The sequence below is a fragment of the Marinovum sp. genome (genome assembly GCF_034669705.1).
Classification (GTDB): domain Bacteria; phylum Pseudomonadota; class Alphaproteobacteria; order Rhodobacterales; family Rhodobacteraceae; genus Marinovum.
This window is the reverse complement of sequence record NZ_JAXMOR010000044.1, coordinates 1-23,436: the sequence shown is the minus strand read 5'-3', so window position 1 is coordinate 23,436 and position 23,436 is coordinate 1. Positions and strand designations below refer to the sequence as shown.

22 protein-coding genes are annotated in these 23,436 nt (G+C 66.8%); 15 read left to right on the top strand and 7 right to left on the bottom strand.

The features are described 5' to 3' along the window. Positions 1–144 precede the first annotated feature (144 nt). From VOI27_RS21180 to uxaC, 5 genes are read left to right on the top strand one after another with little or no spacing between them, the layout of a single operon-like run. Complete coding sequence (locus tag VOI27_RS21180; protein WP_323768302.1) at positions 145–648, top strand: TRAP transporter small permease; 504 nt, start codon at positions 145–147, stop codon at positions 646–648. Between the two features lie 10 nt (positions 649–658). Then, positions 659–1,963 (top strand): TRAP transporter large permease, encoded by a 1,305-nt coding sequence (locus VOI27_RS21175; RefSeq protein WP_323768300.1) that lies wholly within the window; start codon positions 659–661, stop codon positions 1,961–1,963. Beyond that, complete coding sequence (locus tag VOI27_RS21170; protein ID WP_323768298.1) at positions 1,960–4,323, top strand: TIM-barrel domain-containing protein; 2,364 nt, start codon at positions 1,960–1,962, stop codon at positions 4,321–4,323. Before VOI27_RS21175 ends, VOI27_RS21170 begins: the two co-directional genes overlap by 4 nt. Next, a complete protein-coding gene (locus VOI27_RS21165) occupies positions 4,320–5,723 on the top strand; it encodes a mannitol dehydrogenase family protein (RefSeq protein WP_323768296.1) in 1,404 nt (467 codons plus the stop codon). The genes VOI27_RS21170 and VOI27_RS21165 overlap by 4 nt, the downstream gene beginning before the upstream one ends. After that, positions 5,720–7,111: a glucuronate isomerase gene (gene uxaC, locus VOI27_RS21160; protein ID WP_323768294.1), complete on the top strand. Its 1,392-nt coding sequence runs from the start codon at positions 5,720–5,722 to the stop codon at positions 7,109–7,111. The genes VOI27_RS21165 and uxaC overlap by 4 nt, the downstream gene beginning before the upstream one ends. A gap of 19 nt (positions 7,112–7,130) precedes the next feature. On the opposite strand, the gene VOI27_RS21155 is transcribed toward uxaC, so the two are convergent. The 7 genes from VOI27_RS21155 to urtA all read right to left on the bottom strand — a co-directional run bounded on the left by VOI27_RS21155 (position 7,131) and on the right by urtA (position 16,583). Next, positions 7,131–10,016 (bottom strand): calcium-binding protein, encoded by a 2,886-nt coding sequence (locus tag VOI27_RS21155; RefSeq protein WP_323768292.1) that lies wholly within the window; start codon positions 10,014–10,016, stop codon positions 7,131–7,133. Between the two features lie 88 nt (positions 10,017–10,104). Continuing rightward, positions 10,105–10,800, bottom strand: coding sequence for an urea ABC transporter ATP-binding subunit UrtE (gene urtE, locus VOI27_RS21150; protein WP_323768330.1), 696 nt, complete (start codon positions 10,798–10,800; stop codon positions 10,105–10,107). Between the two features lie 4 nt (positions 10,801–10,804). Further along, positions 10,805–11,545 carry an urea ABC transporter ATP-binding protein UrtD gene (gene urtD, locus VOI27_RS21145; RefSeq protein ID WP_323768290.1) on the bottom strand — a complete coding sequence of 247 codons (741 nt, stop codon included), beginning with the start codon at positions 11,543–11,545 and terminating at the stop codon, positions 10,805–10,807. After that, on the bottom strand, positions 11,542–12,774 hold the full coding sequence (urtC, locus tag VOI27_RS21140; RefSeq protein WP_323768288.1) for an urea ABC transporter permease subunit UrtC: 1,233 nt from the start codon (positions 12,772–12,774) through the stop codon (positions 11,542–11,544). Before urtC ends, urtD begins: the two co-directional genes overlap by 4 nt. Further along, on the bottom strand, positions 12,771–13,241 hold the full coding sequence (locus VOI27_RS21135) for a GNAT family N-acetyltransferase (protein ID WP_323768286.1): 471 nt from the start codon (positions 13,239–13,241) through the stop codon (positions 12,771–12,773). The genes urtC and VOI27_RS21135 overlap by 4 nt, the downstream gene beginning before the upstream one ends. Positions 13,242–13,244: 3 nt before the next feature. Next, the gene (gene urtB / locus VOI27_RS21130) at positions 13,245–15,212 is read right to left on the bottom strand and encodes an urea ABC transporter permease subunit UrtB (RefSeq protein WP_323768284.1); all 1,968 of its coding nucleotides are present in this window, start codon (positions 15,210–15,212) and stop codon (positions 13,245–13,247) included. 87 nt (positions 15,213–15,299) lie between these two features. Next, on the bottom strand, positions 15,300–16,583 hold the full coding sequence (urtA, locus tag VOI27_RS21125) for an urea ABC transporter substrate-binding protein (protein WP_416374705.1): 1,284 nt from the start codon (positions 16,581–16,583) through the stop codon (positions 15,300–15,302). A gap of 469 nt (positions 16,584–17,052) precedes the next feature. On the opposite strand from urtA, the gene VOI27_RS21120 reads away from it, so the two are divergent. The 10 genes from VOI27_RS21120 to ureG are packed head-to-tail and all read left to right on the top strand — an operon-like array spanning position 17,053 to position 23,215. After that, complete coding sequence (locus tag VOI27_RS21120; RefSeq protein ID WP_323768282.1) at positions 17,053–17,820, top strand: urease accessory protein UreD; 768 nt, start codon at positions 17,053–17,055, stop codon at positions 17,818–17,820. A gap of 4 nt (positions 17,821–17,824) precedes the next feature. Continuing rightward, positions 17,825–18,127: an urease subunit gamma gene (locus VOI27_RS21115; RefSeq protein ID WP_323768280.1), complete on the top strand. Its 303-nt coding sequence runs from the start codon at positions 17,825–17,827 to the stop codon at positions 18,125–18,127. Positions 18,128–18,175: 48 nt separating this feature from the next. Continuing rightward, complete coding sequence (locus tag VOI27_RS21110) at positions 18,176–18,337, top strand: hypothetical protein (protein ID WP_323768278.1); 162 nt, start codon at positions 18,176–18,178, stop codon at positions 18,335–18,337. Further along, complete coding sequence (locus VOI27_RS21105; protein ID WP_323768275.1) at positions 18,334–18,639, top strand: urease subunit beta; 306 nt, start codon at positions 18,334–18,336, stop codon at positions 18,637–18,639. Before VOI27_RS21110 ends, VOI27_RS21105 begins: the two co-directional genes overlap by 4 nt. Beyond that, on the top strand, positions 18,636–18,956 hold the full coding sequence (locus VOI27_RS21100) for an antifreeze protein (protein WP_323768273.1): 321 nt from the start codon (positions 18,636–18,638) through the stop codon (positions 18,954–18,956). The genes VOI27_RS21105 and VOI27_RS21100 overlap by 4 nt, the downstream gene beginning before the upstream one ends. Positions 18,957–18,963: 7 nt before the next feature. Beyond that, positions 18,964–20,724, top strand: coding sequence for an urease subunit alpha (gene ureC / locus VOI27_RS21095; protein ID WP_323768271.1), 1,761 nt, complete (start codon positions 18,964–18,966; stop codon positions 20,722–20,724). An 11-nt stretch (positions 20,725–20,735) separates the two neighbouring features. Then, complete coding sequence (locus tag VOI27_RS21090) at positions 20,736–21,494, top strand: HNH endonuclease (RefSeq protein ID WP_323768269.1); 759 nt, start codon at positions 20,736–20,738, stop codon at positions 21,492–21,494. Next, positions 21,491–21,955 (top strand): urease accessory protein UreE, encoded by a 465-nt coding sequence (locus tag VOI27_RS21085; protein ID WP_323768267.1) that lies wholly within the window; start codon positions 21,491–21,493, stop codon positions 21,953–21,955. The genes VOI27_RS21090 and VOI27_RS21085 overlap by 4 nt, the downstream gene beginning before the upstream one ends. Continuing rightward, the gene (locus VOI27_RS21080) at positions 21,945–22,586 is read left to right on the top strand and encodes an urease accessory protein UreF (protein ID WP_323768265.1); all 642 of its coding nucleotides are present in this window, start codon (positions 21,945–21,947) and stop codon (positions 22,584–22,586) included. The genes VOI27_RS21085 and VOI27_RS21080 overlap by 11 nt, the downstream gene beginning before the upstream one ends. Next, a complete protein-coding gene (ureG, locus tag VOI27_RS21075; RefSeq protein WP_323768263.1) occupies positions 22,583–23,215 on the top strand; it encodes an urease accessory protein UreG in 633 nt (210 codons plus the stop codon). The genes VOI27_RS21080 and ureG overlap by 4 nt, the downstream gene beginning before the upstream one ends. Positions 23,216–23,436 lie beyond the last annotated feature (221 nt).

Sequence of the window (23,436 nt, the reverse complement as noted above, 5' to 3'; positions counted from 1 at the left end):
GAGTGGCGGAAGTAGTCAACCCATTTCTGAAATTGGTTGACCAAAAATGGTCTTGCTGCAAGTATGCGGCAAAATCTCAGCCCGAGGAGGAGACGAGATGACACCTCACACAACCCTGCCCTGCCAGAGCCGGAGGCGCGCGCCATGAAGCCCACCGTCGACATGCTCTTGCGCTGGGTGCTCATCGTGATCTTCTCGGTGCTGGTCGCCTGTGTCAGCTGGCAGGTGCTGAGCCGCTACGTGCTGGGCACCCCCAGCACCCTGACCGACGAGATCGCGCGTTTCCTGTTCATGTGGCTGGCGTTGATCGGCGGGGCCTATACCTTCGGCGCGCGCCGCCACCTGGCGATCGACCTGCTGACCGCTTCGCTGACCGGCCGCCGCAAGCTGGCCTCGGAGGCCGCGATCCTGGCGGTGGTGGCGGTCTTCGCGGCGGTGGTGATGGTCTGGGGCGGCTATTCGCTGGTCTCGCGCACCCTTGCCTCGGGGCAGGTGACCCCGGCGCTGCGCATCTCCATGGGCTGGATCTACGGCGCCATCCCCTTCGCCGGGGCGGTGATCCTGTACTACTGCCTGCTGTTTTTTGGCGAGATCGCCCGCGGGCGGATGCCAGAGGTCGAGAATTCTTCCGACCTGCCGATCGAATGAGGAAACTGACATGAGTTACGCGATCTGGGTCCTCTTCGGCTCCTTCGTCATCTTCATGGCCATGGGCGTGCCGATTGCCTTTGCCATCGGGTCGGCGGCGACGCTGACCTTCCTGCTGTTCATGGGGGTCGAGCAATCGGTCTTCATCGTCGCCCAACAGATGGCCTCGGGTCTCGACAGCTTCACGCTGCTGGCGATCCCGTTCTTCATCCTGGCCGGCAACATCATGAACCATGGCGGCATCGCCATGCGGCTGATCAACTTTGCCAAGGTGCTGGCCGGCCGGCTGCCCGGCGCGCTGATGCATTGCAACGTGCTGGCCAACATGATGTTCGGCTCGATTTCGGGCTCTGCCGTGGCCTCGGCGGCGGCGGTCGGCGGGGTGATGGCGCCGCTGCAGGACCGCGAGGGCTATGACCGCGCCTTCTCGGCCGCGGTCAACATCGCCTCCTGCCCCACCGGCCTGCTGATCCCGCCCTCGGCGACGCTGATTGTCTATTCGCTGATCACCGGCGGCACCTCGATTGCGGCGCTGTTTGTCGCCGGCTACCTGCCCGGGCTTCTGATGGGCCTCGGCATCATGATCGTCGCGGGCCTCATCGCCAAGCGCCGCGGCTACCCAGTGGCCCCGCGCCCCGCGCTGAGCGAGGTCTGGGTGGCGGCGCGGGATGCGCTTTTGCCGCTGGGGCTGATCGTCGTCATCATGGGCGGCATCATCTCGGGCGTCTTTACCGCCACCGAGGCCTCGGCCGCGGCGGTGATCTACGCGCTGGTGCTGGCGCTGGTCTGGTACCGCGAGATCAGCGTCCGCGACCTGCCGCGCATCATCATCGAATCCGCCGTCACCACCTCGGTGGTGCTCTTGATGATCGGCGCCTCGATCGCGATGAGCCGGGCGATGGCCTTCGGCATGATCCCCAACACCATCTCAGAGGTGCTGCTGAACCTGTCCGACAACCCTCTGATGATCCTCTTGGCGATCAACATCACCCTGCTGCTGATCGGCACCTTCATGGACATGACCCCGGCGCTGCTGATCTTTACCCCGATCTTTCTGCCGGTGGTGGGTGATCTCGGCATGGACCCGGTGCATTTCGGCATCGTCATGACCTTCAACCTCTGCATCGGCATCTGCACCCCGCCGGTGGGCTCGGCGCTGTTTGTCGGCTGTTCGGTCGGCGGAACCTCGATCGCCAAGGTCATCAAGCCGCTGCTGCCGCTCTACGCGGTGCTCGTCACCCTGCTGCTCGTGGTCACCTATGTGCCCGAGATCAGCCTCTTCCTGCCCCGCCTGCTTTTGGGATACGGCCTATGAAAACGCTTCGCGACTGGACCCTTCACACCCGCCACGCCACGGGCGTCGACCTGCAAGTCGAGGGCCGGCACCTGCTGTCGATCCGGGTGCTCGAGGATGACCTGATCCGGGTCTCGCTGAAAAAGGACGGCGGCTGGCGGCTCGACCGCACATGGTGCGTGGCGCCGGGCGGCGACATGCCCTGGGACGGCCGGAGCCGGGACGACCTCGCCGGGTTTTCCTGCCCCGAGGCGCGGATCACCGACGGCGAGAGCCTGGTGATCGAGACCGAGGTGCTGCGGCTCACCGTCTCGCAGCCGCTGCACCTGGCCTGGGCCGCGCGCATCGACGGCCAATGGGTGCCGTTTGTCGAGGAACGCCCCACCGGCGGCACGCTGCTCGGCACCCGCGACCATCGCCACGAACACCACCTGCGCCGCTACCCAGAGGACCGGGTCTATGGGCTTGGTGAAAAGACCGGCGATCTCGAACGCAGCGGTCGCCGTTTCGAGATGCGCAACCTCGATGCCATGGGCTATGACGCCGAGCGCACCGATCCGCTCTACAAGCACGTGGCCTTTAGCCTGACCCAGACCGAGACCGCCGGCGCCTGGTCGATCTTCTACGATAACCTCGCCTCCTGCTGGTTCGACCTCGGCAACGAGCTCGACAACTACCACCTGCCGTATCGCGCCTACCGGGCCGAGGACGGCGACCTCGATTACTATGTCCGCTGGGCGCCGCAGCTGCGCGACCTGGTCAAGGCGCAGGCCCGGCTGACCGGCGGCACCGCCTTTCCGCCGCGCTGGACCCTGGGCTATTCCGGCTCGACCATGAGCTATACCGACGCCCCGGACGCGCAGGCGCAGCTCGAAGGCTTCCTTGATCGCATCGCCGAGCACGAGATCCCCTGCGACAGCTTCCAGATGTCCTCGGGCTATACCTCGATCGGACCGAAACGCTATGTGTTCAACTGGAACACCGACAAGGTGCCGGATGTCGCCGCGATGACCGCGCGGTTTGCCGAGGCCGGGGTGCATCTGATCGCCAACATCAAGCCCTGCCTGCTGCAGGACCACCCGCGCTATGACGAGGTCAACGCCGCCGGTCTGTTCATCCGCGACAGCGAGGACACCGACAGGCCCGAGCGCTCGATCTTCTGGGACGATGCCGGCTCGCACCTCGATTTCACCAACCCCGATGCGGTGGCCTGGTGGCAGGAGGGCGTGACGACCCAGCTGCTCGACCATGGCATCGGCTCGACCTGGAATGACAACAACGAATACGAGATCTGGGATCACCACGCCCGCTGTGAAGGCTTTGGCAAGGCGATCGACGTCGGGCTGATCCGGCCGCTGATGCCGATCCTGATGAGCCGCGCCTCGGAAGAGGCCCAGCGCGCCCATGCGCCGGGCAAGCGGCCCTACCTGATCTCGCGTTCCGGTGCGCCGGGGCTGCAACGCCATGCGCAGACCTGGTCGGGCGACAACCGCACCGACTGGAAGACCATCCGCTTCAACACCCGTACCGGCCTCGGCATGAGCCTCTCGGGCTTCTACAACATCGGCCATGACGTCGGCGGCTTCTCCGGCCCCAAGCCCGGACCCGAGCTGTTTGTCCGCTGGGTGCAGAACGGCATCTTCCACCCGCGCTTCACCATCCATTCGTGGAACGACGACGCCACCGTCAACGAGCCGTGGATGTACCCCGAGGTGCTGCCGCAGATCCGCGCAGCCCTGTCGCTGCGCTACCGGCTGCTGCCCTATCTCTACACTTGCCTGTGGCAGGCGGCCGAGGCCGATGAGCCGATGCTGCGGCCGCTGTTTCTCGATTTCCCCGAGGACCCGGCCAGTTGGGACGCGCGCGACGAGTTCATGCTCGGCCGCGATCTGCTGGTCGCCAACGTGATGGACGAGGGCGCGACCACCCGCGTGGTGCAGCTGCCGATGAATGCCACCGGCTGGTGGGATTTCCATGCCGGCACCTACCATGCGCCGGGCACCCGGCTCGAGCTTGCGGTCGATCTCGGGTCGATGCCGCTTTTCGTGCGCGCAGGCGCGGTGCTGCCGGTCTCTACCGGGGCGATGCGCGCCGATCCGCTGGCCGACCAAGGCCGCGAGCTGCTGCTCTTTCCGGCGCCGGGCACCGCCCGCGACAGCGCTCTGCTCTACGAGGATGACGGGGTCAGCGAGGGGCCCGAGCACAGCCTGCTGCGCTTTGTCCTTGCCAGCAGCGACAGCGAGGTCACCCTCGATTGGCAGCAGGAGGGCAGTGCCGCGCCGATCCTGCCCACCGCGCGGGTGATCCTGCCCGCCGGCGAGACCCGCCGGCTGCTGGTCCGGGGCCGGGCCATGCAATCACAAGACGAGGTGACCCTGTGACCGATCTGCATATCACGAACGACGCGCCCGCCTATGACCGGTCGGCGTTGAAACCGCGCATCCTGCATCTGGGTTTCGGCGCCTTCGGCCGCGCCCATCCGATGTGGTTTCTCGACCGTGGCCTCGATGCCGTCGGCGGCGACTGGGGGGTGATCGCCGCGCGGCTGCACTCCGGTGCCGAGGCGCTGAGCGCGCTCGATGCCGCCGAGGGCCGCTATCACGTCACCGCCGCCGATGGCGAGAGCGCGCTGGTGCGCCGGATCGCCTGTGTCATCGGCAGCCTGCATCCGCGCCGCGACGGGCCGGATGCGCTGCCCGATCTGATCGCCTCGGAGACGCTCGAAGTGGTGCTGCTGACGGTGACGGAAAAGGGCTATTGCCAGGCCGGCGGGCGGCTCGATACCGGGCGCGACGACATCGCGGCCGATCTCTCCGGTGCCGCCGCGCCCACCACCGCTGTCGGCCTCTTGGCCGAAGGCCTGCGCCGCCGGTGTGCCGCCGGGGCCGGGCCGATTACCCTGGTCTCCTGCGACAATATGCCGGGCAACGGCGATATCCTGCGCCAGGTGGTGCTGGACTATGCCGCCGCGCTCGACCCTGCGCTGCCCGCTTGGATCGAGGCCAATGCCAGCTTCCCCAACTCCATGGTCGACCGCATCACCCCGGCGCTCGACGCCGAGGGCCGGGCGCTGATCGAACAGGCGGCCGGCGGCGCGGACCCCAATGGCATCGTCACCGAGCCGTTCCTGCAATGGGTGCTCGAGGATCATTTCGCCGGCGCCCGCCCGCCCTTTGCCGAGGGCGGGGCCGAACTGGTGGCGGATGTGACGCCCTACGAGGAGATGAAGCTGCGCATGCTCAATGGCGCGCATAGCTTCCTCGCCCATGCCGGGCGGCTGGCGGGCCATGAGACCGTGGCCGAGGCCACCGACGATGATGTTCTGCGGGCGGCGGCGCAAAAGCTGATGCTGGAGGAACAGGCGGCGACGCTCGACATGCCCGACGGCGTCGATGTGCCGGGTTACGCCGCGGCGCTGATCGCGCGCTTTGGCAACACCCGGTTGCGCCACCGGCTCGACCAGATCGCCCAGGACACCAGCCAGAAGATGCCGCAGCGGCTCTTTGTGCCGGCCGGGCTGAACGCCGCGGCAGGCCGCGATTGGCCGCTGACCGCGCTGGCCATCGCCAGCTGGATCGCCGCCCTGCGCGACTTGCCCCCGGTGGCCGACCCGCGGCAGGAAGCCCTGCGCGCCGCCGCCGCCGGGGCGGACCCGGTCCGCGCCGTACTCTCGCTCGACGGGCTGGCCGAGGCGCCCGAGGTGCTGATCCCGGCCGTGCAACCGGCATTCGACGCCATCACCAACCGGGGCATCCTTGCCGCCCTGAAGGAGGCCCTGTGAGCCGTTTCCTGAACGACGATTTCCTGCTCGACACGCCCGAGGCGCGGCGGCTGTTCCACGACATCGCCCGCGACCTGCCGATCGTCGACTACCACAACCACCTGCCGCCCGCCGAGATCGCGCAGGACCAGCGCTGGGACGAGCTTGGCACGCTCTGGCTGGGCCACGACCACTACAAGTGGCGAGTGATGCGCTGGGCCGGGGTCGAGGAGCGGCTGATCACCGGCGACGCCGACCCGCGCGACAAGTTCGACGCCTTTGCCCGCGTCATGCCCAAGCTGGTGGCCAACCCGGTGCACCACTGGTCGCATCTCGAGCTTTGGCGCTACTTCGGACTCGACGGCACGGTGCTGAGTGCCGAGACCGCCGACCGCGTCTGGGACGTCACCCGCGAGCGGCTGGCCGAGCCCGGCTATGGCGCGCAGGGCCTGCTGAGCAAGATGAAGGTCGAGCTGGTGGGCACCACCGACGACCCGCTCGACAGCCTCGAACATCACGCGGCACTCAAAGAGGCGCCTTGGCGGGTGGTGCCGACCTTCCGCCCCGATCCGGCGATGAAGATCGACACGCGGGAGTTCGCCGGCTGGATCGCGCGGCTTGAAGAGATGACCCATCCGATCGCCAGCTTCGACGACCTCGTCGGCGCGCTGGAGATGCGGCTCGATCACTTCGTGGCGCATGGCTGCCGCGCCTCGGACCATGGCATCGACCGGCTCGATGCCGGGCCGGAGGTGCCTTCCGCGACGCTCGACGCCGCGCTCGATGCCGCCCGCGCCGGGCGCGCGGTGACCGGCGAGGATGCCGCCGCCTGGCGTGCGGCGCTGCTGGTGGCGCTGGGCCGGGCCTATGCGAAGCGCGATCTGGTGATGCAGATGCATGTCAACGTGCTGCGCTCCAACCGCAGCCGCCTGCTGGAAACGCTGGGCCGCGATGTCGGCGCGGATTCGATCCGCGACATCGGCCTCGCCGAGCCGATGAACGCCCTGCTCGACCGGCTTGACCGCACCGGAGAGCTGCCGCGCATGGTGCTTTACGGGCTCGACCCGGCGCGCAACCCGGCGATCGTCACCACGGCAGGCAATTTTCAGGACGGCTCGGTGCCCGGCAAGGTGCAGGCCGGCACCGGCTGGTGGTTCAACGACCAGCTCGACGGCATGGAAGAGCAGATCCGCGTACTGTCGCAGATGGGGCTGATCTCGACCTTCCTCGGGATGCTGACCGACAGCCGCTCGTTCCTGTCCTTCCCGCGCCACGAGTACTTCCGCCGGCTGTTCTGCCGCATCGTCGGCCGCTGGCAGGTCGAGGGCCACGTGCCCGACGACCGACAGGCGATGGACGATCTGGTGCGCGACGTCTGCTATCGCAACGCCCGCGACTGGTTCCTGTAGAGGCTTACAGGGTGGCGGCCTATTGCAACAGGTCGGTCGCCACCTCGACATCGGCAAAGCGCAGCACCTCGATGTCGCGCAGATGCACCACGCCATCGGCATGCCAGGCGCGCAGAACGCTGCCCTGGCGGTCGAAGCCGTAGCTGCCGTAGGGGCCCGGCAGTTCCGCCACGTCGCGGCCCGGGCCGCCATGCAGGAAATCACCGCGCCCGAGGCTGACCAACAGGTCATCGCCGGCGCCAGCGATCAGGATATCCTCTTCGCTGGTGCCCTCCAGCCGCTCACCGGCGTCGCTGCCCTGCCGCGTCACGCCGTGCTGAAAGGTGCCGGGGGCGCGCATCTCCCACCATGCCGGCGTGCTCTCGTTGAACGCCGTCAGCGCCTGCCAGCGCGGGCTCACGTCATCCAGATGTCGCAGCTGGCCCCAGCTGCCCCATTTCGACGGGCTGCCGATATCGACGAAGGCGTTGAACAGGGTGCCGCCCACGCCGCGCCAGGCGGTCAGCAGGTCGGCATAGAGCGCGCCCATCTCAGGGGCGTAGTTCAGCCGGTGGAAATAGGCGGTCATCGCCGGGTCATCGAGCCATTTGCCCTGGCCCAGGATATGCGTGCCGCCCTCGTACATCACCAGCTGCAACCCGTGCCGCTGCGCCACCTTTGCGTGATAGGGCCAGAGCTCTTCGGTCAGCTCCCGGACCGAGCCTTGCCGCAGCCGTTCGATCACCGGCGCGATGGTGCCGTCGAACTGCCGTTCGCGGATGTATTCGCGCAGCGCCACCCGTTGCAGCCCCTCGGCCTCTCCGGCGGCGCGGGCGCGGTCACTGGCGGCGTCGAGCAGGTCCTTGACCTGCTGGCCCTCGTCCTCGCTGCCGACCGCATGACCGAAATAGCCCGAGACCGCATAGGCCTGGAACCTTGTCACCGGGGGCGTTTGGCCCTCGGCCTGCCAGAGCGGCGCGTCGAGCAGCGGCTCTTCAAGTCCCGGCCAGCCGGTCTGCACGCCGATCACGTTGACCAGCCGGTCGGCGGCCTCGGGCCCGAAGACCTCGGTCCAGATATCGGCCACCTGGGCCGCGCGCATCCCGGCGAACTGCATCCAGCCATCCTCGCCGGCCGCGTCGCCCCAGCGCAGCCGGGCCTGTTCATCGGCCCATGTGGCCTGGGTGAAGGCGCGGTTCCACAGCTCGTTGGAATATTCCGCATAGGCCTTGAGCCGCGGGTCGAGCCCGTCGCGCACCGCCTGCGCATAGGCGCGAACATAGCCGTCATCGGCCTTGTGCGGCATGCAGAACCACGGGTCGGCGCCCACCAGGTTGGCCAGCGCCACCAGATGCTCGACCGGGACGCCGCGGCGGAAATAGCTGAAATCCCCGGGCCGCGCCCGGTCTTCCCACGTCACCTTGTCCGAGTGGTTGGTGAACATCCAGTCCATGTAGCGCAGAGAGCGCAGATCCTTGATCCGGTTGATGAAATCCGGGTTGAACACCGCCCCGGCCTCGGCCAGCGGCAGATGATCCTCGCGGATCACCCGGATGTTGCGGATGTAATCGCCGGTGGTGTCGGGATCTGTCGCCGTGATCTGCAGCGCCACCGTGCCCTCGCCCGGCGCATAGCTGAACCAGAGCGCGTTCTCAGACCGCTCCTGAACCCGCGCGAGGCCGACCACGTCAAGCGTGCCGCTGCCCTCCCAGCTCACCCGGTAGCGGCCTTGCAACGAGACCGCCTCTTCCGGCATGTCGGTCAGCACGAAGGCCTCGACCCGGTCGATCCCCTCCGGCATGCGGGTGAGCCAGCCGTCCGCGTCGAACAGACCCCGGGCTGCCATCTCCTCGGAGGTGAGCCCGCCCCATTGGTCCGGCAAGTGGCCGATCCAGTGCCGCGCGGTCTTCATCACGTCGATGAACGGCTGCTGCGTCGACCAGTCGGCGATGCCGTTCAGCCCCATGGCGATCGAGGGATTGGCCAGACCGGTGCCGGTGGCGGCGATCTCGGGCGTCCCGGGCGCGATGGCGGCCGTGCGGCGCGGCGCGGCATGGCCCTGCATTTGCTGCCAGACGAAATCGGCGGCGGCCGGGTAGGTCTCGACCATCAGCGGATGCACGTCGTCAGGCAGGTCGATCACCGGCGGTGGCGCGTTGTAGAGCGCGGCATAGGTGACCATGGCGGCGATCAGATAGGTGGTTGGCGTGCCGTGCGGCGCATCGTCGGTATAGAGATCGACCGCGCGCAGATCCTGCAGAGGGCCTTCGGTCAGCAGCCCGGTGAGGATCGGCCCCACCGGGATCAGCCGCACGTCGAGGCTTGGCAGCGCCTCGGCGACCGCGGCGTGATAGTCGACATACCAGTCGTGATAGTCGCCGGTGGTGAACGCGAGATAGCGGCGATAGCTGCGGCGCGAGGGCGGAAACCGGTCCATCTCGGCCCAGCCTTCATACAGAAACACCGTCGGCTGCAGCCCCTGGTCGGCAACCCACCTGGCCAGCGCCACGGTGCCGCTGACCGGGCTGCGGTCATCGGGGTTGTTGTATTCGTAGGGCCGGGTCGGGGCCTGATACTGGATGAAGTTCTCCGGGTTGATCAGCAGGGTATCAATCCGCGCCTCGCGAAAGGACTGGCCCTCCCGCAGGCTTTTGCGCACCATCGGAAAGCCCCATTCCGGCGTCGCCGGCAGCTTGTCGGGGAACTGGATGCCAAAGGCCGACTGGCCGCTGAGCGCGAAGTCGCGGCCGTCGGCCAGCGCCATGCGCGCCAGCCACCAGGGCACGGTGGTGCCGTCGGATACGGTGGGATGGTTGATCAGCGAGTTGCCCCAGACATAGGCGCTGACCGAACCTTCTTCCTGTGCCCTGACACCGCCGGCCCCCCCGAGCGCCAGGCAGAGCGCGAGCCAAACCATCCTCAACATGAGACAAAACCTCCGAATCCCGTAACATCATACTGGCGAATGTTATGGCGAGAATTTGGCGAAACGTCTCACGATTGCGCGGGTTGGGTCAGACCGAGACATGCTCCAGCAGAACCGCACGCTCGGCGCTGGCGCGGTCGCGCTCCAGCACCACCTCGCCGCGCTTGAGCACCACGAAATGATCGCCGAGCCCATAGGCGAAGTCGAAGAACTGCTCGACCAGCACGATCGCCATCTCGCCCTTGCCGCGCAGGTATTTGATCACCTCGCCGATCTGCTGGATGATGTTGGGCTGGATGCCTTCGGTCGGCTCGTCGAGCAGCAAGAGCTTGGGCTTGGTGATCAGCGCGCGGGCAATCGCCAGCTGTTGCTGCTGGCCGCCCGAGAGGTCGCCGCCGCGGCGCGAACGCATCTGTTTCAGCACTGGAAACAGCTCGAAGATCTCGTCCGGCACCACATGCTCCGACCGCGGCAGGCAGGCATAGCCGGTCTCCAGGTTCTCCATCACCGTCATCAAAGGAAAGATGTCGCGGCCCTGCGGCACATAGCCCACGCCCTTTTGCGCCAGCACATGGGCTGCCGCGGGCGGGATCACCTCGCCGTCGATCAGCAGCTCGCCGCCGGCGCGCGGATGGCTGCCCGAGATTGCCTTCAAGAGCGAGGTCTTGCCGACGCCGTTGGTGCCCATGACGCAGGTCACCTCGCCGGCGCGCGCCTGCATCGAGATGCCGTGGAGGATCTGGGAGTGGCCGTATTTCAGCGTCAGGTCGCGGGTTTCCAGCATCGGTTTAGCGTCCGAGATAGACATCGATGACCTCCTTGTTCTTGGTCACGTGATCGAGCGAGCCTTCGGCCAGCACCGAGCCCTCGTTGAGCACGGTGACCTTGCAATTCAGCCGGCGGACGAACTCCATGTCGTGTTCTACCACGACCACCGCGTGCTTCTTGGCCGCCTCGACCAGCATCGTCGTGGTCTTCTCGCGTTCGGCCGGGGTCATCCCCGCCGCCGGTTCGTCGACCAGCAAGAGGCGCGGGTCCTGCGCCAGCAGCATGCCGATCTCGAGCCATTGCTTCTGGCCGTGCGACAGCTCGCCGGAGGTGCGCTGCAGCTCGTCGGTGAGGCCGATCAGCTCGGCGATCTCCTCGATCCGCTCGGCGCCGCGGCGCGACTTGCGATAGACCAGCACGTCGAACGGCCCGCGCTTGTTGGCCAGCGCCATGGCGAGGTTCTCGCGCACGGTCTGCGCCTCGAAGACGGTGGGCTTCTGGAACTTGCGGCCGACGCCGGCGCGGGCGATCTGGCTTTCGCTCATCTTCAGGAGCGAGACCGATTTCTCGCCGAAGAGCACCCGGCCCTCGTCCGGCCGGGTCTTGCCGGTGATGATGTCCATGAAGGTGGTCTTGCCGGCGCCGTTGGGGCCGATGATGGCGCGCAGTTCCGGCTCGCCGATCTGGAAGCTCAGGTTGTTGATGGCGCGAAAGCCGTCAAAGCTGACCGAGACGCCGGACATTTCGAGAAGCGTTTTCATGGCTTGCCCTCCTCCTTGCGGCGGGCGCCGCCGTCGGGACCGTAGTCGCCGACGCGGTCGGGGATCGGATGGCGGATGGTGATGTAGTCAAAGAGACCGCCGATGCCCTTGGGGAAGAACAGGGTGACCAGCACGAACGACAGGCCGAGCAGCACCAGCCACCAGTCGGTCCACTGGATGGTGTAGAAGCCGAGCGGGATGGCGGGCGCACCGCCGCCGGTGAACCAGCTCGACAGGAGCGAGACGAAGGCGGCGCCGATCACCGCACCGTAGAGCCTGCCGCGGCCGCCGATGGCGACCCAGACCGCGAGGTAGATCGAGGCGATGGGGGCGATCTCGGCCGGGTTGATGATGCCGGCCTGCGGGTAGTAGAGCGCCCCGGCGATACCCGCGACCACGGCGGTCAGGGTGAAGACGAAGAGCTTGTAGCTCTCGACATGGTAGCCAAGGAAGCGCACCCGGGCCTCGTTGTCGCGGATGGCGCGGATGACGCTGCCCATCTTGCCGTCGACCACCAGCGCGAACAGCAGGTAGCCGAGGCCCAGTGCCAGCGCCGAGGCCCAGAAGAACCCCATCGAGACCACCGATTGCGGCGTGTCCTCGAAGCCGGGGATGTTCTGCAGGCCCGACAGGCCGTTGTTGCCGCGCAGCCCGGTGTCGTTCTGGAACAGGTAGAGCGCCAGCGCCAGCGTCATCGCCTGGGTCAGGATCGACAGGTAGACGCCGGTGACGCGGCTGCGGAAGGCGAGCCAGCCGAAGACCAGCGCCAGAAGGCCCGGCACGATGACGACGGCGGCCAGCTGCAGCGGCAGCGAATGCGCAAAGCTCCAGAGGCCCGGCAGCTCGGAGGCGCCGACGACGCCGAAGATCTGCCCGGCGATGGCGTCGGAAACCTCCTGCGGGGTCGGCGGCAGCGCGCCGGCCTGCAGGCTTTCGAGCACGATGCCCTCGGTGCGGGCATACATCAGCCACATGCCGATGGCATAGCCGCCGATGCCGAAAAACGCGAAATGGCCGAGGCTAAGGATGCCGCAATAGCCCCAGACCACATCCATCGCGATGGCGATCAGGCAGAGGCAGAGGGTCTTGCCGAGGGTCTTGACGAAGCTGGTCGAGACGAGGCCGACGCCGGTGGCCTCCGACAGCGCGGTGACGCAGAGGGTGAAGAGGGCGAGGGCCGCGAGAAACCACATCACCGACGGGTTGCGGAACAGGAAGGAGCGGGTCATTGGGCGGTCTCCGCGGTCAGGTCGAGGGTCATGAAGGTGCTGTGCGGGTCGAGCGCATAGCTGCCGAAGGGCGGGCAGTCGTGGAAGCCGTGCGCCGCGTAGAGGCTGCGGGCGGCGGAGAAATCCGGGTGCACCCCGGTCTCGAGCCAGAGCGCGGTCATCCCGCGCCCCCGCGCCTCGGCGACAATCGCCGCCAGCAGCGCGCGGGCCACGCCCTTGCCGCGGGCGGCGGGGCGGGTGTGCATCGACTTGATCTCGCCATCCGTGGGCGAGAGCTGTTTCAGCGCGCCGATGCCGATCAGCTCCGGGTCAAACACGCCCCAGACGGTGATCTCTGGCGCAAACAGCGCCGCGGCCGGCAGGCGGTGGCAGCTGCCCGGAGGCGCGGTGCCATCGCAGAAGGTGGTGTGACGCTCGATCAGGTCGGCGGCCTCTGGGGTGCAGTCGGGCAGGGTGCGGATCTGCATCGCTCAATCCCCCGCCGCGCGGCCCTTGAGGGCGACGATGCCCTTGGGACGGAACTGGATGAACAGGATGATGAAGAGGATCATGTAGGTCTGCGCCGCCAGGGTGTTGGACGGGTTGAAGAACTCGATGCCCTTCTGCAGGAAGCCGATGAGCGTGGCCCCCGCGAGCGTGCCCCAGACGTTGCCGACGCCGCCGACGACCACGGTCATGAAGCTCTGGACGATGTAATCCGCGCCCATTTCCGAGGTGACCTTGGCATAAAGCCCGATAGCGACACCGGCGATGCCGGCAATGCCGGAGCCCAGACCAAAGGTCAGCATGTTGATCCGGTCGGGGTTGATGCCCATGGAGCTGGCCATGCGCGGGTTCTGGGTCACCGCGCGGACCTCGAGCCCGAGCCGGGTCTTCTTCAGGATGAACAGCAACAGGCCGAGGAACAGCAGCGCCAGCACGAAGATCGCGATGCGGATATAGGCGATCTGGATCACGTCGTTGATCACCCATGCCCCGTCGAGCCAGCCCGGCGAGGTCAGCGGGCGGGCCTGGGTGCCGAAGATGTTCTTGGCCAGCTGCTGCAGCGCGATGGAGATCCCGAAGGTGGCCAGCAGCGTCTCGAGCGGGCGGTGGTAGAGCCAGCGGATCACCAGCCGCTCCATGGCGACGCCGGCGGCGAAGGTGACGGCAAAGGCCAGCGGCAGGGCGACAATCAGCGACAGGGTGTAGTCAGGCACGAAGAGCTGCACCACATAGCCGGTATAGGCGCCCATCATGATGAATTCGCCATGCGCCATGTTGATCACGCCCATCACGCCGAAGGTGATGGCAAGGCCGATGGCGGCGAGGAAGTAGATCGAGGCCAGCGAGACCGCGTCCATCGTCAGGTCGATGGTCTGGCCGACGCCGACGCGGGTCTGCACGCTGGCGAGGGTCTCGGCGGCGGCCTCGGTGATGGCCGGGTCGGCCTCCTCGTAAGTGTCGAAAAAGACATTTGCGGCAAGCGCGGCATCGATGTCTGCGTCTGTCACCAGTTGCGGGACGGTGCCTGCAGCGGCGAGCGCGGCATAGGCCCTGGCGCGGGCCTCGGAGGTGCCGAGCTGGCCGAGAGGGATGCCGCCGACGCGGCCGCCGATGATATTGCCCTCAAGCGCGGCGCGGACCTCGGCGGCCTCGACCAGCGGCGGGGCGAGGTCGGCCTCGACCAGCGCGGCATAGGCGACGTCGCGGTCGATGCCCGCGCCGGAGGTCATAACGCGGGCGATGTTGGCGTCTTCGGGCAGCGTTTCGGCGGCGGTGAAGCGGGTGGCGAGGATTTGGTTGAGCACGGCGCGGCCTTCGACGCTGAGATCGTCCGACATGGCGCGGATCGCCGAGATACGCGCCTCGGAGGTCTCGCCGAACCGGGCGGTCAGGTAGTTGGCGAGCCGTTCCTTGCGGGTGCGCAGCGTCGCGTCTGCCTCGCCCTCGATCGAGGCGGTCAGCGCCTCGAGCTGCGAGGGGTCGGGGTTGCGCGAGATCGCGTCGAGCGCGTCGCGGCGGCGGGTGATGTCGGGGTCGGACAGCTGGAACTGCACCAGCGCCGCACCGATCTCGCGCCGGACGCCGCCGTTGGGCTTGATGTTGCTGAGCCCCTCGCTGGGAACTTCGGCCACCACCTCGCCGCTGTCAATATCGGTCAGCGCATAGGCGTCACCGCGTTCCTCGGCATAGAAGAACAGCCCGTCCGCCTCGCGCTGCCAGACCTCCTTTTCCGCGTAGCGATTGAGAAAACCGGGCACCTCGGGCAGGCCGGAGGCCACCAGCGCCTCGAGCACCGCGCCGATGGTACGGCGCGAGGGCTTGGCGACCAGCGCCTGGTGGTCTTGCAGAATGGCTTGCAGCGGGGCGGGGGCGGAAGGGGGCGTCTCGTCCTGCGCCTGCGCCATCAGCGGCAGGCAAAGGAGCGTCAGACACGCGAGGAGCACGCGGTGCATTGTGGCGGACCTGTTCTTGCGGGAGGGGAGGGGAGGTGCAGGCAAAAGGGGGCGCAGCGATGCCGCGCCCCCCGGGGGGAGGTCAGATCAGTAGTTGGACTTGATCTGCACGCAGGTCGAGGTCTCGGTGTTGTACATGCCGCAGCCGAGGTCTTTCCAGTCGGAGGTCAGCACCGCCGATTCCGGCAGGAAGTCGGTCCAGGCGTCGCCCGGCACTTCCGCGGTCTGGCTGACGATGTCGAACTGGCCGTCCTCGGTGATCTCGCCGATCAGCACCGGCTTGGCCAGGTGGTGGTTGGGCAGCATCACGGCGGTGCCGCCGGTCAGGTTCGGGAACTCCTGGCCGTACATCGCGGTGCGGACGGCGTCGACCTCGGTGGTCTCGGCCGCTTCGACGGCGTTGGCCCACATGTTGAAGCCGATATAGTGGGCTTCCATCGGGTCGTTGGTGACGCGTTCTTCGCCCATCCGGGCCTTCCAGGTCTCGATGAACTCGGCGTTGGCGTCGGTCTCGGCGGACTGGAAGTAGTTCCAGGCGGCGAGGTGGCCGACGAGGTTGGAGGTATCCAGACCCGAGAGTTCCTCTTCCCCGACCGAGAACGCGACGACAGGGATGTCATCGGCCGAGATGCCGGCAGCGGCCAGTTCCTTGTAGAAGCCGATGTTGGCGTCGCCATTGATGGTCGAGATCACGCCGACCTGCTTGCCGTCTGCGCCAAGTGCGACGACGTCAGCCACGATGGTGGCCCAGTCGGAATGGCCGAAGGGGGTGTAGTTGACGAAGATGTCGTCCTCGGCGATGCCCTTGGACTTCAGGTAGGACTCGAGGATGTTGTTGGTGGTGCGGGGATAGACATAGTCGGTGCCGAGCAGGGCGAATTTCTCGACGCCCAGTTCCTCGAGGAAGTAGTCGGTGGCCGGGATCGCCTGCTGGTTCGGCGCGGCGCCGGTGTAGAACACGTTCTTCGAGGACTCTTCGCCCTCATACTGCACCGGGTAGAACAGCAGACCGTTCAGCTCTTCGATCACCGGCAGCACCGATTTGCGCGACACGGAGGTCCAGTTGCCGAAGATCACGTCGACTTCGTGAACGCTCAGCAGCTCGCGGGCCTTCTCGGCAAACAGTGGCCAGTCCGAGGCCGGGTCGACGACGACGGCTTCGAGCTCGCAGCCCAGCAGGCCGCCCTTTTCGTTCTGCTGCTCGACCAGCATCTCGACGGTGTCTTTCAGCGTGGTTTCCGAGATCGCCATGGTGCCGGACAGCGAATGCAGAACGCCGACCTTGATCGGGCAATCGGCGGCAAAGGCGGGTGCGGCGGCGAACATGCCAAGCGCGGCGATACTGGTGAATGTCTTGTTGATACGGGTCATATCTGTCTCTCCCCGCAGGGCGGCTGTGGGACCATTGCGCCAGGGGACGCGGCGGCCTACAGAAAGCCCTGCAACCTATGTTGCGAAAGTGTGGCGGCCGCTTTGAATGCCAGTTCTCTGGGCCGTCACACGCCCTGCGCCGGGTGCCCTTGCGGGATGTCACCGTTGCGTGAGCAAGGACATGAGTTCTGCATTGCGGCGAAGGGATCAATTCCGCCGCGTCGATTTCGAGGCTCCCCTCGGCCATTGCCTCATTTCTGGGCGGCGTTAACCTCTGTTGCTTAAATTGCAGGCTAAATCGCTGGAGATTTGCTCGCAAACTGCCGCGAATCTGGCCATTCGCCCATCCGATATGCTCAATCCGCAGCAGAACACGTGTTTTCAGCGGAGCGCCCCCATCACCTTGCAGTCCTCGATATCCCAAGCCTTTCAACCGCTTGCCGCACAGCCGCGGGCGCGTGGACAGGTCGTGCTCTCGGCCAAGCGTCAGGGCGCGCGCAGCGTGGTCGACGGGCTGCGCCAGGCCGGGGCGATGAAGGCGCTGTTTCCGCGCGGCGGCGACATGCTGCAGGCGATCTGTATCAATACTGCCGGCGGCGTGACCGGCGGCGACCGGCTGTCGCTGAGTGCCAGTGCCGGGCCCGGCGCGGCGCTGGGGCTGACGACGCAGGCGGCCGAGCGCGCCTATCGCAGCCGCGACGGCGAATTCGGCACGGTGGAGAGCACGCTTGCCGTGGCCGCCGGCGGCGTGATGCACTGGCTGCCGCAGGAACTCATTCTCTATGACGGCTGCGCCCTGCGTCGGCGGCTGACGGTCGATCTGGCCAGTGACGCGCGTCTGCTGCTGGTCGAACCGGTGGTTTTCGGTCGCGCCGCCATGGGCGAGCGCCTGAGCGCGGCGCGCTTTCACGACCACATCACCCTGCGCCGCGACGGCCGGCCGCTCTATCTTGATGGAGTTCGCCTTGACGGCGACATCAGCCGCCAGCTGGCCCGCATGGCCATTGCCGGTGGTGCCGGGGCGATGGCCTCGCTGGTCTATGTCGCGCCCGATGCCGAGGCGCATCTGGCCGCCGTCCGTGCCCATCTGCCCGCCAGCGGCGGTGCCAGCCTGCTGGCGCCCGATGTGCTGGTGCTGCGCCTTCTGAGCCCCGACAGCCACGTCCTGCGGCAGCATCTGCTGCCGGTGCTGGACCGGCTGTCTGGCGATACCCTGCCTGTTTCCTGGAGATTGTGACCCGATGAACCTGACCCCCCGCGAAAAGGACAAGCTGCTCGTCGCCATGGCCGCCGAGATCGCCCGCAAGCGGCTGAGCCGCGGCGTCAAGCTGAACCACCCCGAGGCGATTGCCCTGATCACCGACGCCGTGGTCGAAGGCGCCCGCGACGGCCGCTCGGTGGCCGACATGATGGAGGCCGGCGCACAGGTGATCGGCCGCAGCCAGTGCATGGAAGGCGTGCCCGAGATGATCCACGAGGTCCAGGTCGAGGCAACCTTTCCCGACGGCACCAAGCTCGTCACCGTCCACAACCCCATCCGCTGACCCGTCGGGTGGGTTTGCAACCCACCGCCCCCCCAAAGGAGACCCCCCATGACCCGCCTGCTCGCCCCCGTCCTCACCCTCACCGCCGCCCCCGCGCTGGCCCACTCCGGCGCGCATCTGCATCCGCACGGCGCCGGCAACTGGCTGACCGTGGCGCTGGCGCTGGGCCTCGTTGCCCTCGCGACCGCGCTGATGGTGCTGCGCAAATGATCCCCGGCGAGCTCTTTCCCGCCGAGGGCCGCCTGACGCTGAACGACGGCGCCGAGGCGATCACGCTGATGGTGGCCAACACCGGCGACCGGCCGGTGCAGGTGGGCTCGCATTATCACTTTGCAGAAGCCAACCCCGCGCTAGATTTCGACCGGGACGCCGCACGCGGAAGACGTCTGGACATCGCTGCAGGCACCGCAGTCCGGTTCGAACCCGGCCAGCGGCGCGAGGTCAGCCTGATCCCGGTCTCCGGTGCCCGTCGCATCTACGGCTTCAATCAACGGGTAATGGGTACGTTATGAAATACGATGTTTACACCGATCCTTTCGGCATGCTGAAATTCCAGACACAGGCCACCTTGATGGCGATGGAGGCCAGCGCGGTGATCTGGATGCGCGTCATGGGCTGGGCCGGTCTCTGGTCGGTCCTGCCGTCAGAGAACACCCGCATGGTCACCGAAAAGCAGAAGGCCTTCACCGAGGCCGGCACCCGCATGGTGCTGGGCACGATGAAGGGCCAAGAGGCGCACAAGACCCTGGGTCACGCGCTCAAGCCCATTCGCAGCACCACCAAATCCAACGTCGGCCGGCTGATCAAGCGCGGCCCGAAGAGGACATAAACCCAAGATGCCCGCCACGATCAAACGTTCCGATTACGCCGCCATGTTCGGCCCCACCGTCGGAGACCGCCTGCGGCTCGCCGACACCGACCTGATCATCGAGGTTGAGCGCGACCTGATTGCCGAACGGGCCGGCAGTTCCGCGACCGGCGGCCAGGGCGGAACCGCGCTGGCCTATGGCGAGGAGGTCAAGTTCGGCGGCGGCAAGGTGATCCGCGACGGCATGGGCCAGTCGCAGGTCACCCGGGCGGGCGGCGCGGTGGATACGGTGATTACCAACGCGCTGATCGTGGATTACACCGGTATCGTGAAGGCCGACGTCGGCCTCAAGGACGGCCGCATCGCCGCCATCGGCAAGGCGGGCAACCCCGACACCCAGCCCGGCGTCGACATCATCGTCGGGCCGGGCACCGAGGTGATCGCCGGCGAGGGGCGCATTCTCACCGCCGGCGGCTTCGACAGTCACATCCATTTCATCTGCCCGCAGCAGATCGATGACGCGCTGCATTCCGGCCTGACCACCATGCTTGGCGGCGGCACCGGCCCGGCGCATGGCACGCTGGCCACCACCTGCACGCCGGGACCGTGGCACATGGGGCGGATGCTGCAGGCGGCCGACGCCTTTCCGATGAACCTCGCCTTTGCCGGCAAGGGCAATGCCTCGCTGCCCGAGGCGCTGATCGAGCAGGTCAAGGGCGGCGCCTGCGCGCTGAAACTGCACGAGGACTGGGGCACCACGCCCGCCGCCATCGACTGCTGCCTCTCGGTGGCCGATGATATGGACGTGCAGGTGATGATTCACACCGATACGCTCAATGAGAGCGGTTTCGTCGAGCACACCGTGGGCGCCATGAAGGGCCGCACGATCCATGCCTTTCATACCGAGGGTGCCGGCGGCGGCCATGCCCCCGACATCATCAAGATCTGCGGCGAAGAGCATGTGCTGCCTTCGTCGACCAACCCGACGCGTCCGTTCACCGTGAACACCCTGGAAGAGCATCTCGACATGCTCATGGTCTGCCACCACCTCGACAAGTCGATCCCCGAGGACGTGGCCTTTGCCGAGAGCCGCATCCGCCGCGAGACCATCGCCGCCGAGGACATCCTGCACGACATGGGCGCGTTTTCAATCATCGCCTCGGACAGCCAGGCGATGGGCCGGGTGGGCGAGGTGCTGATCCGCACCTGGCAGACCGCCGACAAGATGAAGAAGCAGCGCGGCCGGCTGGCCGAGGAGACCGGCGACAACGACAACTTCCGCGTCCGCCGCTATATCGCGAAATACACCATCAACCCCGCCATCGCGCACGGGTTGAGCCACGAGATCGGCTCCATCGAGCCCGGCAAACGCGCCGATCTGGTGCTCTGGAACCCGGCGTTCTTTGGCGTGAAGCCCGAGATGGTCCTGCTTGGCGGCACCATTGCCTGCGCGCAGATGGGCGATCCCAATGCCTCGATCCCGACGCCGCAGCCGGTCTATTCGCGGCCGATGTGGGGCGCCTATGGCCGCTCGGTCGAGAACTCGGCGGTGACCTTCGTCTCTGCCGCCGCCCAGGCCGAGGGCATTCGCGACACCTGGGGGCTGGCGAAACAGACCGTGGCGGTAGAGAACACCCGCAAGATCGGCAAGTCGCACCTCAAGCTGAACACCGCGACGCCGCATGTTGAGGTGCACCCCGAGACCTACGAGGTGCGCGCCGACGGCGAGCTGCTGACCTGTCAGCCGGCCGAGGTGCTGCCGATGGCGCAGCGGTATTTCCTGTTTTAGGGCGCTCGGCTATGGCAGCGATCACTGAAAGCGACTTCTCTCTGTGCTACGATTTAGGCGTCAAGGTTGTCAAAGGGCAATTGGACTTCAAGGCTGCTGTGAAAGAAGCGACCAGAGCGGGTATGAACTCGACTTCAGCTTCGGACTATATCCGAACCGTCGAGTTTATGACCGAAGGCCGTACCTTCAAGCGCGCTATTAATGCGAATGCTGTTGAGTTATACCTCTCCAACATACAGACCGACTTCGGTCCGGGAGGCTTGAGAAGCGCAATTGAGGCTCTTTCTGGGCATATAGAATACTACGAAAGTTTTAAGCGTGGAAAGTTGCGAACGCTAGCCGAAGTGAGAGACAGGTTCTCAAAGGCATACTCGAATTCGCGGGTTTCCGAAATTGACTACTTGACAGAGGATCTATCAGGAGCCTTTCAGACTCAGATCACAGCGGCAGCCTTGCTTTCAAAAAAGGACCGCGAGACACAATTAAAGCAATGGCGGGAGATTCCGCAACGTTTAAGCGTTCTAACGACCGCATTTCGCCGCAACCCTTACGTCGTGGCCGAGCGATTGAGTATTAGTGAAGGAAAATGTGAAGGCTGTAATAAATCAGCACCTTTCTTCCGAGATGACGGGACAGCTTTCTTGGAGGTCCATCACATTACTCCACTGTCTGAGGGGGGGCTTGACACGATTGAAAACACAATGGCCCTTTGCCCCAATTGCCATAGAGAAGCCCACTTCGGAAGCGATCGAGCGAGATTTAGAGAATGACCCTCCCCGTCACCCAGACCGTGATCCCCCATCCCGACAATTGCACCGACCGGGTGCACCTCACCTACGGGGACCGCTTCCTGCGCCGCAAGGTGCTCACCACCGAGCGCGGCTTGCGCTTTCTGGTCGATCTTGAGCACACCACCTCGGTCGATCACCGTCAGGGCTTTGCCCTGGCCAATGGCGCCTGTATCGAGGTGGTGGCCGCCGAGGAGGACCTCTACGCCGTCACCGGCCAAGATCTCACACGGCTGGCCTGGCATATCGGCAATCGCCACACGCCGTGCCAGATCGACGGGGCCCGCCTGCTGATCCAGCGTGACCCGGTGATCGGCCACATGCTCGAACATCTGGGCGCCACGCTCGCCGAGGTGACCGAGCCCTTTACCCCCGAGGGCGGCGCCTATGGCCATGGCCGCACCCATGCGCATGAGCACGGGCACACGGCACATGCACACTGACCTGCTGACCCTGCAACACTGGCTCTCGCCGTCCTTTCCGGTCGGCGCCTTCGCCTATTCGCACGGGTTGGAGACCGCCATCGCCCGTGGCTGGGTGACCTCGGCCGAGAGCCTGCGCGACTGGCTGGAGCCGCTTTTGCAGGACGGCACCGGCCGCGCCGACGCGGTGCTGATCGCGCTGGGCTGGCAGGCCGAGGACGCGGCCGCGCTGGGCGAGGTCGATGCCACCGCGCGCGCCTTTGCCGCCTCGGCCGAGCGCCTGCAGGAGGGCCACCTGCAGGGCGCGGCCTTCTGCCAGACCGTACGCGACATCTGGGGTTTCGACCTGCCGGACCTGATGCTGCCGGTGGCGCTGGGCCGCGCCGCGCGGCTGGCCGGCCTGCCGCTGGAGGCGACCACGGCGATGTACCTGCATGCCTTCGCCGGCAACCTGGTGTCGGCCGCGATCCGCCTCGTGCCGCTGGGCCAGACTGAGGGGCAGGCGGCGCTGGCCGCGCTGACCCCGCTTTGCGCCCGGCTGGCGGCGGAAACCACCGGGGCCACGGCCTCGGACCTCTATTCCAATGCCTTCCTGTCGGACGTGGCGGCGATGGCGCATGAAACCCTGCAACCAAGGATCTTTCGCTCATGACCCGGATGAACGGACCCCTCCGCATCGGCATCGGCGGCCCCGTCGGCGCCGGCAAGACCACGCTGACCGCCAAACTCGCCGGGCTGATGCACCCCGGCTATTCGATCGGGGTGATCACCAATGACATCTACACGCAGGAGGACGCCGAGGCGCTGATGCGCATGCAGGTGCTGCCCGGCGACCGGGTGATGGGGGTGGAAACCGGCGGCTGCCCGCATACTGCGATTCGCGAGGATGCCTCGATCAACCTCGCCGCCATTGCCGAGATGCGCAGGCGGCACGCCGATCTCGAGGTGGTGCTGGTGGAGTCGGGAGGCGACAACCTCTCGGCCACCTTCTCGCCGGAGCTGGCGGATTTCACCATCTATGTGATCGATGTGGCGGCCGGCGAGGAGATCCCGCGCAAGGGCGGCCCGGCGATCACCAAGTCGGACCTGCTGATCATCAACAAGACCGATCTGGCGCCGCATGTCGGCGCGTCGCTCGAGGTGATGGAGCGCGATGCGATCCGGATGCGGCAGGGCCGGCCGTTCCTGTTCACCGCGCTGCGGCATGACAAGGGGCCGGACGCGGTGCTTGCGGCGATCTGCGAGATGGCCGGCCTGCGGAGCCTCGACGCGGCGGCGTGAGCGCGGGTGAGGCGGCCGCGCGGGTCCTTGGCGACGCCGCCCTGTTACACCATGCGGGGCTCCAAGCTTCTCGCGTCCCGGCCTCCGCGCCGGGACCGTAATCGGTCACCGCGTGTCAGACGGCTTTCGGGTCGAAGGGTTTGCCCGTTCGCAGCATCGCGTTGAGGATCGTTAGCAGCTTGCGGGCGACCGCGATGATGGCCTGTTTCGCGGTCTTGCCT

What these genes read in the sequence shown, in the direction of transcription:
- VOI27_RS21180 (WP_323768302.1), top strand. Translation starts at nt 145, where the DNA reads ATGAAGCCCACCGTCGACATGCTCTTGCGCTGGGTGCTCATCGTGATC.
- VOI27_RS21175 (WP_323768300.1), top strand. Translation starts at nt 659, where the DNA reads ATGAGTTACGCGATCTGGGTCCTCTTCGGCTCCTTCGTCATCTTCATG.
- VOI27_RS21170 (WP_323768298.1), top strand. Translation starts at nt 1,960, where the DNA reads ATGAAAACGCTTCGCGACTGGACCCTTCACACCCGCCACGCCACGGGC.
- VOI27_RS21155 (WP_323768292.1), bottom strand. Translation starts at nt 10,016, where the DNA reads ATGTTGAGGATGGTTTGGCTCGCGCTCTGCCTGGCGCTCGGGGGGGCC.
- urtE (WP_323768330.1), bottom strand. Translation starts at nt 10,800, where the DNA reads ATGCTGGAAACCCGCGACCTGACGCTGAAATACGGCCACTCCCAGATC.
- urtD (WP_323768290.1), bottom strand. Translation starts at nt 11,545, where the DNA reads ATGAAAACGCTTCTCGAAATGTCCGGCGTCTCGGTCAGCTTTGACGGC.
- urtC (WP_323768288.1), bottom strand. Translation starts at nt 12,774, where the DNA reads ATGACCCGCTCCTTCCTGTTCCGCAACCCGTCGGTGATGTGGTTTCTC.
- VOI27_RS21135 (WP_323768286.1), bottom strand. Translation starts at nt 13,241, where the DNA reads ATGCAGATCCGCACCCTGCCCGACTGCACCCCAGAGGCCGCCGACCTG.
- urtB (WP_323768284.1), bottom strand. Translation starts at nt 15,212, where the DNA reads ATGCACCGCGTGCTCCTCGCGTGTCTGACGCTCCTTTGCCTGCCGCTG.
- urtA (WP_416374705.1), bottom strand. Translation starts at nt 16,583, where the DNA reads ATGACCCGTATCAACAAGACATTCACCAGTATCGCCGCGCTTGGCATG.
- VOI27_RS21115 (WP_323768280.1), top strand. Translation starts at nt 17,825, where the DNA reads ATGAACCTGACCCCCCGCGAAAAGGACAAGCTGCTCGTCGCCATGGCC.
- VOI27_RS21110 (WP_323768278.1), top strand. Translation starts at nt 18,176, where the DNA reads ATGACCCGCCTGCTCGCCCCCGTCCTCACCCTCACCGCCGCCCCCGCG.
- VOI27_RS21105 (WP_323768275.1), top strand. Translation starts at nt 18,334, where the DNA reads ATGATCCCCGGCGAGCTCTTTCCCGCCGAGGGCCGCCTGACGCTGAAC.
- VOI27_RS21100 (WP_323768273.1), top strand. Translation starts at nt 18,636, where the DNA reads ATGAAATACGATGTTTACACCGATCCTTTCGGCATGCTGAAATTCCAG.
- ureC (WP_323768271.1), top strand. Translation starts at nt 18,964, where the DNA reads ATGCCCGCCACGATCAAACGTTCCGATTACGCCGCCATGTTCGGCCCC.
- VOI27_RS21090 (WP_323768269.1), top strand. Translation starts at nt 20,736, where the DNA reads ATGGCAGCGATCACTGAAAGCGACTTCTCTCTGTGCTACGATTTAGGC.
- VOI27_RS21085 (WP_323768267.1), top strand. Translation starts at nt 21,491, where the DNA reads ATGACCCTCCCCGTCACCCAGACCGTGATCCCCCATCCCGACAATTGC.
- VOI27_RS21080 (WP_323768265.1), top strand. Translation starts at nt 21,945, where the DNA reads ATGCACACTGACCTGCTGACCCTGCAACACTGGCTCTCGCCGTCCTTT.
- ureG (WP_323768263.1), top strand. Translation starts at nt 22,583, where the DNA reads ATGACCCGGATGAACGGACCCCTCCGCATCGGCATCGGCGGCCCCGTC.